Here is an 11417-nt window from a genome sequence, read left to right on the forward strand (position 1 = left end):
ATTTCCCCCAGCAGGGACTTGCGCGACTGGTTCCTGTGATTCGACATACGATTTGGCATGATTCTCATTCTCTCCTGTTTGCCCGACATAAAGCTTATAGAATAATGGCGTGCATTCCATGGACCTTTCCTCAGCAGCCAGCCCCACGACGCACCATTCGCAGCCGTCGCATATCGCGTCAAGGCTTCGCCGCATCCTGCTTCCCATCATGGCGGTGGCCATGGTGATGCTCGCCTTGGAGTGCATAGTGTTCAATATGCCGTTCTGGCGCACGCTTGGCGCAAGCACCGACACCAACGCCGTGCATAACGCGCTCGGCAGCGGCTTGACCCGAAGCAGCGACGGCATGCTGACTGTGACCGATCCCACCAACGCCTATCTGGAATTGACTGCGGACGGCACGTCGGATTTCCTCCGCATCGATACGGTCGATGCGGCCACCATCAGCTCCGTACGGGACAAGACCCTCAGGCAATCCCATTCCCAGGGGGATACGGAACTCGCCATGCCCTCCTCCACCGTGCATGTTCGCGTGGATATCGGTGATACGACCGGACGCATGCAGTCAATCAGCCCCAGCTCCACACGCAGCCATTATGTCAAGGCAGTCGGCGCGGGCCTGGTCCGTGTCTGGATCCAAGAGGAGCGCGGCGCCGTGATACCGGTGAGCGATGCGCGTGCGAACGTGAAAGTGCCGTTTGCCTTCAACTGGATACGTGTCGGAGTCATGGCACTGCTGTCGGCCCTGGTGGCGCTGTGGAGGCCGGGGTCGAGGCTGTGGCGCATCGAACTGAATCCCGCCAGTGTCCGGCAGCGTCTGGCATTCGCAGCGGTGATGGCTATTCCGACGATAGCTCTGGGCTGGTCGATCATTGCGCAGATCATCTACGCTTCGCCAATGGTGTTCCATACCGCAGGCGGATACACCTACGATTATGACCAGTACGCGCATGTGGCGGATTCCCTGATTGCCGGCCGTCCATGGCTGGATCTAGACGTGCCCAGCGAACTTGCGCAGGCCGAGCAGCCGTATGATGTGCCGACCCGTCTCAAACTGCTGAGCGACGGAGTCAGCCCGATCTACTGGGATTATGCGTTCCATGACGGACACTGGTATTCCTACTTCGGTGTGGTTCCGGCTGCAGTGCTGTTCGCCCCGTATCGCCTCATTACCGGGCGAATGCTGTCCACCGGAGCCGCCGAACAGTTCCTGATGCTGCTGTTCATCATCTTCTTCTCGATGCTGATGATCCGCACGATTCACCGTGTGATGCCGCGAACCTCTCTGGCTGCGGCATCACTGACCACGGTCTCCGGTCTGCTGGGAGCACAGACGGGATATCTGGTGTACCGCACGAATTTCTATCAGGTGCCGTTCGCCGCATCACTGGCATTGACATCGCTCGGACTATGGTTCTGGCTCGGTGCCGAGACTTCCGCACGGCCGGTGCTGTCCGTCGACCGCTGGCGTGCCGGTGACACGGCGCCGCTGTCGTTGCCGCGACTGGCTGCCGGAGCCTTGTGCATTGCCGCGAACTTCGGCTGCCGTCCGACGTTCACCCTTGCCGCGCTACTGGCGTTCCCGCTGTTCTGGCCGCAGATCCGGGCCGTGATCGGCGAGCTGCGGCACCATCGCATCAGTGTGGCCAAGGCGTTGCGCGCTCCCCTTGCCATGCTGGTTCCCGCCATTGCGGTCGTGGCCCCTCTTATGGCGTGGAACCATGCGAGGTTCGGCTCATTGTTCAACTTCGGCAACGCGTATCAGTTCACCGTGTCCGATATGACGCGGTACACCACGCCCATGGCGGACATGCCATCGTCCATATGGTATTACCTGTTCCTGCCCTTGCGATTCGTTCCGCAGTTCCCCTGGCTTGCCATCTCCCCCGCTCCCATGCCCGTGTGGGGATACTACGAGGTGATGGTCGGCGCGTTGTTCACCGCCACGCCTGTGATGCTGCTCGCCGTATTGCTGCCATATATGAACAATCTCGAGATGCATGGTCTGCGGCCCTGGCTCATCGGCTGCCCGATGCTGGCTTGCGGACTTATCGTGTTCGACGCCTATGTCGGCGGTCTTGGTTGGCGTTACAGCGCCGATTTCGGCTGGCTGTTCGCGTTGGCCTCGATACCTGCGACGTTATGGCTGGTCAATGGCAGGGAGCCCAGCCACTCCTTGGCGGGGGCGAACGACGCCGCTTCGGGCGACGGCATCGCCCATGTGACGCCTTGGCGTTGGCTGATGCGCTGGACTGTATTGCTGTTGACACTGTTCACGCTGTCCATCGCAGTGCTCAGCTGTTTCGTACTGGCACGCGATGATGCGCTGATCAACAACAATCCGACGGTGTGGCACGACGTGGCCTCATGGTTCTCCCTGCTGTGACCCATTGCCCTGCGGCCAGCCGGCACACCGGACGCCTACTCCTGCTGTTTGGCGGCCTCGTACTTGCCCCGAATCAGATGCTCATAGAAGGCCACCGCATCGTTCGGCGTGCCGTCGAACACAATACTGTGATCGTCCACGACGAGTACGCGGTCGATCGCGTATTCGGGCCGGCGAATCATATCGGTGTCATGTGTGGCGAACACCACCTGCTTGTCATAGCTGAACAGCGCCTTGGCCACATGCGCGGTGCCGACTTCATCCAGCCCTTTGCTGGGCTCGTCCGCCACGATGGCACTGGGCTCGAAGCTCAATGCGGCGGCTATGGCCAGCAGATGGCGCTTCAGGGAATCGAGCTCGCTGGCCTTCGCCCGCGAGACCTGCGCCAGATCGAAATGGGCGAACAGATTGCCGATGCGCGCCTGCCGCTCCCCTTCGGGGATCTTGTGCTTCTTCAAAGCCTCCGATACCGCTTCGGCGATGTTCTTCGCACGGTAGAAGCTGTTCGGGATCTCCTCGCGGCGAACGATGCCGACCAGATCGTTGATGCGTTTGTCGTCTTTCTTCGACGTCGGATCAAGCCGCTCCTCGCCACCCTCGATCACGACGGCACCGGCCGTCGCCTTCAATGACCCATCGAGCAATCCCAGCAACGTGGATTTGCCGGCGCCATTGAGACCGATGACCGCCACGCGCCGCTCGCTGATGGTCAGCGTGGTAGGACCAAGCCCCAGCTGCCCGTCATCGTACGTATGAGCTGCGCCTTCAAGACGAAACGTCAATGATTGCGGACGCGGCAGTTCCTTGGACTTGAACAATGAGAATCCCATAGCACTTATTGTAATCCCCGCTCATCACCGGCAGCCGAAGCCGCCATACGACACCGCCCTCGAATGGTGTCCAGTGTCAGGTGTCCGGCGTCGCCGCATGATTCACTCCATGAAGCGTGCGGTGACGTCAAGTACCGCACGCACGTTGCGCTCGAATTCCGCGGGCTCAGGAAGCAGCGATATCGCCAGATACCCGTTGGACGTCATATCGAAGAAGTAGCCGGGCTGGCCGGTGATACGGCAGTCGGCGATGAGACGCAGCACCAATTCGTTTTCGTCGATGACCGAAGGCACACGCAGCAGCACATTCCATCCGCCTTCCGCACGAAGGACGTTCACCAGGCCATTCGGGTCGGCTTTCAGCATCTCATGCAGCCGGGCGAGATTGCCCCGCACCCGTTCGCGCACGCGCCCGGTCTGGACCGGCGCGGCCTCAAGCAGTGCCGGGATGCGTTCGGCGATGATATCGCTCATGGGCAGATAATCATCGGCGATGACATCCAGACGACGCTTCGCCTGTTCCACATCATCCTTGGGGCCGGATACCTGAATCCAGCCGACCTTGGCGTGGGGGGCGGCGAGCATCTTCGAGAATCCGTCCAGCGCGAACGTCAGCACACCTGACTCTCCCGCCAGCCGCGCGTTACCTGCGAACGGCTCAAGGCTGTAATCGAAGAACACCTCGTCGGCGATCAGCGCCACGCCATGTTTCACGCACAGTTTCACAATCTGCCGGCGCTCGTCCGGTTTGATGTACGAACCTGAGGGGTTGTTCGGATTGATCAACACCAGCGCTCGAATCCGGCTGCCGTGTTCACCGTCAAGCAATTCGGCGAGGGATGCGGTGTCCAGGAACCAGGAACCGTCGAACTGCAGCTGGTATTCGACCGTTTCCACCCCTTCAAGCCGGGCGATGGATTCGATGAGCGGATACCCGGGCTTGGGGGCGAGCACCGCGTCGCCGGGATCGCACAGCAGTTTGATCAGCCAGGAATACGCCTCGGATGTGGAACTCAGAATGTACAGGTCGTCTGCATCGACCCTCGGATAGCCCATATGGGCCTCATGCGACGCGGCATCCTCGGCATTGCGATCCGATAGGAACGCCGCCAAAGCCGTGCGCGCGGATTTCGGACCGCGCGGCTCAGCGGTGTACACGCTCGGCACCAGTGCCGGCGCCAACCCATGCCGCGTGGGATTGGAGTCATTGAGCTTGCCCAGCGTGACGCCGTCCGCCTTGGCCTTGGCTTCGGCCAACGCAATCGGATTCGGGTCACTGACATTCACGCGGGAGGAGAAATGCACGGTCATGCCTCTCCACCATAGAGCCTGGTATAGAATCCGGCCTGACCGTGCCACGCAAATGCATTCCCGGCGATTCTGCATTTGCGTGGCATGCGTGATTGCCACGCCAGCGCATTTTCAGCGATTTCGCACTCGTGTGGCACAACGTACATCACACAATCGGCGGAATTCCGCCATTCATATCATTCAGGGTGTTCAGTCACCTGCCACGCAAATGCAATTCAGACGAATCTGCATTTGCGTGGCACGTGGCAGTACGACTTACGCCTGCTTGGTGCTGGCGTAATAGGCTGCGCCGACGATGCCGGCCTGATTGCGCAGCTTGGCGGGCACGATCGGCGTCTTGATGTCCACGTAGGGCAGGAACTTCTCGCTGACGCGGCTCACGCCGCCGCCCACAGTGAACAGATCGGGATTGAAGTACTTCTCCATGAGACCGTAGTACTTGGTCAGTCTCTTGGCCCACTTCTTGTAACCCAGATCCTCGTTCTCGCGTATTGCGGAGGAAGCGTACTTCTCGGCATCCAAATGCTTGGCGCTCAGGATGATGTGTCCCAGCTCGGTGTTCGGGATCAGCTGACCGTTGTAGATCAGCGCGGTGCCGATGCCGGTGCCCAATGTGGTCGCGATGACCAGTCCTTCCTGACCTTTTGCGGCACCGTACTGCACCTCGGCAAGACCGGCGGCGTCAGCGTCGTTCACCACGACGACTGGACGTCCGCAGGCCTCGGAGAAGACCTCGGTGACGTCCACGCCAATCCAAGACTGGTCGAGATTGGCCATGAAGTCGAGCTTCTTGCCGGGCTTGATCGGGGCCGGGAAGGCGATGCCGACCGGTGCGGATGCCGGCACCTCGAAGTGGTCGAGCTGCTGCTTGACGATGGCTGCAACGGCCTGCGGAGTGGACACCTCGGGGGTGAGGATCTTCAGACGCGGCTCGGCGAAATCGCCTTTGACCAGATCCACCGGGGCGGCCTTGATACCGGAACCGCCAATGTCAACGCCAAACGCCTGTGCGGTTTCAATCATCGTTGACTTTCCTTTCCTGATACGTCGAATGGTTCGCCCTTAGTCTATCGCGCGCCTGAGCGCAAAGCCAAAGATCACGACCAGCTTTGCCTGACGTGCCGACGGATACGTGGTCAGTCGGCACCTCGAATCCGTGGACGCATGATGCACCCGGCGCTTCTGAGACACGACACGACGTGTCTCAGGCGTTGCGCACCTTACAAAAACCTGAACACGGGTGATAATGGAGCCATGGCAGAACATAACCAACTCATTGATGCGATCAATATCCGTACCGCAGTGCGCGCCTATGATGGCGAGCCGATCGACGACGATGCGGCACGACAGCTTGATATGACCCTGCAACCGGTCAACCTGCTCGGCAACGTGAACCTTCAGCTGGTGCTCAACCAGCCTAAGGTGTTCGAAGAAGCCAATGCTTCCGGGCATTTGACCGGAGCGGCGAACTACATTGCGATAGTGGCGCCGAAAGATGACGAGCAGGCGAAGGAGCGAGCCGGGTTCTACGCGGAACGTGCGGTGCTGACCGCGACGCTTCGCGGACTGGGCACGCTCTGGGTCGCCGGTTCCTGGGATAAGGCGGAGGCTGCCAAGCACTGCCGAATCGCCAAGGATGAGGCGCTGCTGCTCGCCGTGGTGATCGGCTATCCCAAGAACCGTCTGGCGTATCAGTCCATGACGTACGACGAGTTGTGCGAGCGTCAGCGCACCCATCGCGCTTCGAAGACCTATGAGCAGTTCACCGCCACGATGGATGACACGACTCGTGCTCAGGCTCCGGACTGGTTCAAAGCCGGCGTGGAGGCCGCGATGAAGGCGCCAAGTGCCATGAACCGGCAGCCGATCACCTTCTCCTATAATCCGGATGACGATACCGCCGCCGCGCATATCGACACCTCTGCCGGTGATGAGCACTATGCGCTCAATGATCTGGGCATCGCCAAGCTCCACTTCCAGATCGGTGCCGGTCAGGGACAGTGGGCGTGGGGTGACGGCGGGCTGTTCATCCACAAGTAGTTGACAGCCTCGCGCACGCAAGCCGGCTGGTGACTCCTCCGATTATGCCCGGGACGCGCGCGTCGCAATGCGCGCGTCCCGGGCATAATCCCACACAATACAGACCCTCAAATGTGGTTCTGGGCATAATCCCACGTCCAGGAAGCCACTTACGGCTTCCAATCCCTAGGATTATGCCCAGAACTTCGTATCTCACCCACCTATGCCCAGAACAATTGGCAGGAATATGCCCAGAACCAAATAAGCCAAGAAGGTCCGGGCAACACAACGTCATGCCAGCGGCGGCATGGGTTTCCAGTCGGGATCGTGGAGAAGCTTGCGGGAATCCCACCAACCCTGCGCGATCTTGACGAGACCGGTCCTCACATGTTCGCGGTCGACCATCACCAGGCGGATCACTTCCTTGATCGCCGTGAGCACCGTGCCGACACCGAAGATCAGCGGGTGGAAGTCACCGTGCACCATGAAGTATCGGGCCATATAGCCACGATTGCGCATGATGTGATAGCGGTTCATGTCCGACGTGGAGTTGAGCTGTCGCACGCCGGCGATATCCCAGTTGCCGATCTCGCGCGTACGGCGCAGGATCACATCCGGCACCACAATCGGATTGGTCACCTTGCTGGCGCGGTAGCCGTAGATCGTATCGTCCCAGTAGATGAAGAACCGCGGGTCGGGCAGGCCAATCGCCTTGACCACGCGACGGTTGAACAGGCCGCCCTCGAAGCAGAGCGTATCCATCACACGGTAACCGGCCGGGCCGAATGCGGCCGGGGCGATGGGATTCGGGATGCCGAGCGGCACGATGAAGTCATATTGCCAGTAGAACGGGCCTCCGTCATAGTCATAGCGGGACCCCTGAATCACTTCATGCCTTCCGGTCCACTTGGCGAGCTTGCCGATGGCGTCCGGAAGCACGGCGACGTCATCGTCCATCACCCAGAACCATTCGGCACCCAGCTCATACGCCTTCTTGACGCCTGCGGAGAAGCCGCCCGCGCCGCCCAGGTTCTCGGTCTGCGGGGCATACACCACACGTTCCTCGTTGCCGGACAGGTCGGCCACAGTGGTCCCCCACTGGCCAGTCACCTTGGCCGAGAGTTCATTGACCATATCCGCGGTCCGGTCGGAATGCTCGTTGTCCACGATCACGATGCGCCACGGAGCCTGCTCCAAAGCGAGAATCGAATCGAAGAGCACTTCGAGCAGCTGCTGGCGCTTGTATGTGGTGACAATCAATGCGAGTTTGTTGATGGTTCGCTGTACGGCATGCTTTTCACTCATGGGTTCCATTCTATGCACACTTGCTTCCATGCTCACACAGATAGTGTTCAGAGCTCCACTCGATGATGGCGATAGACGCCGATCAGCAAGGCGATCACGGCCAGTGCGATGGCCGCGATGGCGATAGACCTGACTGCCGAACCGGTGTCGGCTGGCGTTTCCGGTTTTGGTGCGGGCTTATTCGTCGGAGGTGTCACCGTACTCTGCTCGCTGAATTTGGGCTCGACGGTAACGTCCAGCAATGAGGCACCATTGTCGCTGCCGGGTACTGCCGCGAGAAATGGATCACAGTCATACGACGCATTGGCATCGGCCACGCCTGTACGCTCCACCAGATAGAGGCCAAGCGGCAATCCGGCGAAAAGCGCCTTGCCGTTTGCATTGGTGGTGGCGGACTGTGCATACAGATCGTGCTGTTTCACGTAAGCTGAAATCTTGGCAGCCGCGTCATGGTATTGCGATGAGGTGATGCTCCCCCAGTTCTGATCGAACTGTGTGAACGAGTCAAGCATATGGAAGTCCGCGATGTTCCCGTCATCGTCCAAGTCCACGGATGCCACGCGCACTATGGAATAGGTGTCGCCGGCGAGCGGTGCAGCATCGGCTTCACCGCGATCCCATACCGCATCGATGGTGAGGCTGCCTACGCTGGCTGCCTGTGCTTGCGGGGCGATGGCAGCAGTGGCGATTCCTGCAACCATCAGGGACAGGATGACGGCGAGACCGCTGATTGCACCGAGCATGCGCCGTGTCGCGATGCCCAAGCTGTTATGCATGTCTGCCATGTCTGGCCCGTCCTTTCCTGTGTGTTTCGTCTATGGTGGTGTCGTGGTAGGGTTCTGTACGTTGTTGTGCCGCCGACGCCGAGGTATTGCCGGCATTGTCATGAACGGCAGCCGCTGCACGACGCTGCGTTCGGTGTCGCCATATGGTCCATCCGGCGAGCAATGTGATAAGTCCGATGGATGGCAGTAGGTATTGCAGAGGGATATCCACACGGAACGTCGGCTTGGACTCCTCGGCCTGTTCGGGCGTGTAGGGGATGCGATGGGCACGCACGAGCAGTCGGTGCGTGTTCACCGCGTACGGTGTGCAGGTGATCAGAGTCACCAGGTCTTTGCCGGGTTCGATGGCGAGTTCCTTGGTGTCCGTGGGCAGTACTGTGGTGATCTTATCGACCTGATAGGCGTAGGTGTCTTTGAGGATCTTGATGTAGAAACGGTCGCCCTTCTTCATCAGATTCAGGTCGGTAAACAGTTTGGCCGTGGGCAGTCCACGATGGCCGGAAAGCGCCGCGTGCGTCGATTCGCCGCCGACCGGCAGTGAGGTCTGTTCAAGGTGGCCAATGCCGACTTGCAGCACTTTTTCCGCTGTGCCGTGGTAGATGGGCATGGTTTCCTTGAGCCGTGGGATGGTGATGTATCCCATCATGCCGTCGCCATCGAGATTCAACAGGCTGTTGTATTCCTTATTGACGGATTCGGTATTCACAGCCGATGCAAGCGCATCCGTAGCCTCGGCATTGCTCGAGGCCAGTTGTTCGTTATAGGCGTGCGCGGCAGCCAGCATCTGTTGATACTGCTCATCTGAGATGGATTGCGCGGCGGCATCATAGTTGGTGACCGCACGCGAAGCGTTCTTCATGACGAGGACATTGCTGATTGTCGGATAGAACAGGACAGACAGTCCTATCGCGATGACCAGCAGTGGCGCAATGCCGCGCAGCTTCTTCATGTGTTGTCCTATTGTCTTGGGGCTCTTCTCACTCCGCTTGCGCGGGACGGCTCCCCTCAACGAGGGGAGCCTGCGGTATTCCCACGATCAAAGAGCCCGTGACTGGCTCAGGCAGCGTGCTTGGAGGACTTGCGGTTGGACTTCACGTACCAGCCGGCGCCCAGAGCCACGATCAGCACGCCGAACACGGTGAACAGGGCTGTACCCATGCCACCGGTGGAGGGCAGCTCGAGACCCTTATTGTTCTGGACGGTGATGGTGGTATTGTCCTTAGCGTAGGCGTCACCGGACTTGTGGACACCCCATTCGGTCAGCTTGCCTTCTGCATCGTACTGGGCGGTGATAACCACCTCAATCGGAGCGGTGAGCTTGTTATAGCCCTGAGGAGCCTTGGTCTCCACGACCTTGTAGGTGCCTTCCTTGAGACCGGTGAAGTTCAGAGCGCCAGCGGCGTCGGTCTTGACATCCTCATCGGTGGCGGCTGTAGTATCGGCAGCGGTCTTCGGACGGAAGGTGTTGGTGTTGTCATTGACCTTCACCAGTTCGATCTTCGTGCCAGTGGAATCCTGCAGCTCGAACTGGGCGTCGGCGAGCTTCGTGTTCGAATCCTCGGCGTCAACCTTGTCGATGCCGAAGTTGAAGTCGTAGGTGTAGGTCTTGTCCTCCTGCGATTCACCGGTGCCACCTTCGATCGGGTCGTTGCTGTACTCGACCTTGGCGGTGTTGTCGTTGCCGGTACCGCCGACGACCGCATTCTCATTCAGGGTCGCGGAGTATTCGACGGTGATGGCCTTGCCTGCATCGTTCTGATGCAGATTGCGGAAGTCGATCATCTCGACGGTCAGAGTGGTCTTACCGGTGGTCTGGTCGACGGAATAGGTGGTGTTGTAATCGGTACCCTTGGTGAGAGTCGTGGTTCCGATCTTGACGACCGGCTCGAAGGCATCGCCCGCGGCATTCAGATTCAGCGTAAGGCCCTTGGACAGGGTATCGGAGAAGTTGAAGGTGTAGCCCTTGGTGTACTCGGCCATATCCGGCACGGTGGAGGCGAGCTTGAAGTTCACGGTGTCGCCGATCTGGGCGCTGTTGTGGTTATCGCCATCAACCGTCTTCTCCACGGTCGGATACGTGGACTTCAGTTCCTGCTCCACGGCGGTGTTGCTCTTCACATTGAGCAGGATGGCGTCGGTACCGCGCTTTTTCGTGGTATCGGTGGAGCCGCCCTGCGGGCTGACCACATAGTAGCCATACGGCAGGTTCTCGATTGTGGCAGTGTACTTGGCGCCATCAACGGCGGCAGTCGCAGTGTACTTGAGATTAGCACCGCTCAGAGTCGCATCGTTGGTCTTGGCCCAATCGGATGCCGTCTTGGCAAACGTAACCACAGCGGTATCATTCAGGCCGGAGACGTAGTCGTATGCCTTCTGATCGACATTGTCGTCAGTCACATCGGTCAGACCGAAGTCCGTGGCCTTGGCCTTGAAGAACGCATCCCAGCTGTCGATCAGCGCATAGCCGCCGTTGGTGGCCGTACCATTGTCCACGGCTTCCTTGTCATAGGTGAACATCTGGTAGGCGGTGACGGTCTTGCCGTTGAACTCCGCGCTGGAGCTGCTGATCTTGATCACGCCGTCAGAAGCATTCGCAGCATTGGCGGTGGTGGCTCCCAGGCCTGCGATGCCGAGCATCGTGGCCGCGGCAATCACGCCTGCCGCAAGCTTCCTGGTCAGTGAGTTCATCACTGGTTCCTTTCTTCTGTTGTTGCTTCCCGACCTTCTGTTTCGGGAAACGACGTTGGCTGATATTGGTTGGCCCGCAGCCGAAGCTGCGGG

9 protein-coding genes are annotated in these 11417 nt (G+C 59.6%); 2 read left to right on the forward strand and 7 right to left on the reverse strand.

The window, feature by feature from the left end:
- Positions 1-208: 208 nt before the first annotated feature.
- Entirely contained in the window at positions 209-2386 is a 2178-nt protein-coding gene (locus BW14_RS05090; protein WP_140489440.1) for a hypothetical protein, read from the forward strand.
- A gap of 35 nt (positions 2387-2421) precedes the next feature.
- Here the strand turns inward: BW14_RS05090 and BW14_RS05095 are convergent, their stop codons facing one another.
- The 3 genes from BW14_RS05095 to ppgK all read right to left on the reverse strand — a co-directional run bounded on the left by BW14_RS05095 (position 2422) and on the right by ppgK (position 5550).
- Complete coding sequence (locus BW14_RS05095) at positions 2422-3216, reverse strand: energy-coupling factor ABC transporter ATP-binding protein (RefSeq protein WP_044088620.1); 795 nt, start codon at positions 3214-3216, stop codon at positions 2422-2424.
- A 102-nt stretch (positions 3217-3318) separates the two neighbouring features.
- The gene (locus BW14_RS05100) at positions 3319-4527 is read right to left on the reverse strand and encodes a pyridoxal phosphate-dependent aminotransferase (RefSeq protein ID WP_044088621.1); all 1209 of its coding nucleotides are present in this window, start codon (positions 4525-4527) and stop codon (positions 3319-3321) included.
- Positions 4528-4782: 255 nt separating this feature from the next.
- Entirely contained in the window at positions 4783-5550 is a 768-nt protein-coding gene (gene ppgK / locus BW14_RS05105) for a polyphosphate--glucose phosphotransferase (protein WP_140462522.1), read from the reverse strand.
- A gap of 231 nt (positions 5551-5781) precedes the next feature.
- Between ppgK and BW14_RS05110 the strand changes: the two genes are divergently transcribed.
- Complete coding sequence (locus BW14_RS05110) at positions 5782-6567, forward strand: nitroreductase family protein (protein WP_044088624.1); 786 nt, start codon at positions 5782-5784, stop codon at positions 6565-6567.
- Between the two features lie 270 nt (positions 6568-6837).
- Here BW14_RS05110 and BW14_RS05115 read toward each other — a convergent pair whose 3' ends face one another.
- The 4 genes from BW14_RS05115 to BW14_RS05130 form a co-directional block, all read right to left on the reverse strand.
- Positions 6838-7860 carry a glycosyltransferase family 2 protein gene (locus BW14_RS05115; protein ID WP_375137531.1) on the reverse strand — a complete coding sequence of 341 codons (1023 nt, stop codon included), beginning with the start codon at positions 7858-7860 and terminating at the stop codon, positions 6838-6840.
- 38 nt (positions 7861-7898) lie between these two features.
- On the reverse strand, positions 7899-8636 hold the full coding sequence (locus BW14_RS05120; RefSeq protein ID WP_044088627.1) for a prealbumin-like fold domain-containing protein: 738 nt from the start codon (positions 8634-8636) through the stop codon (positions 7899-7901).
- On the reverse strand, positions 8620-9585 hold the full coding sequence (locus BW14_RS05125) for a class C sortase (RefSeq protein WP_140489420.1): 966 nt from the start codon (positions 9583-9585) through the stop codon (positions 8620-8622). Before BW14_RS05125 ends, BW14_RS05120 begins: the two co-directional genes overlap by 17 nt.
- A 107-nt stretch (positions 9586-9692) precedes the next feature.
- Positions 9693-11324, reverse strand: a complete 1632-nt coding sequence (locus BW14_RS05130) for a SpaH/EbpB family LPXTG-anchored major pilin (protein ID WP_044088629.1) — start codon at positions 11322-11324, stop codon at positions 9693-9695.
- Positions 11325-11417: the final 93 nt, after the last annotated feature.

The sequence above is a fragment of the Bifidobacterium sp. UTBIF-68 genome, assembly GCF_006408855.1.
Classification (GTDB): Bacteria; Actinomycetota; Actinomycetes; order Actinomycetales; family Bifidobacteriaceae; genus Bifidobacterium; species Bifidobacterium reuteri.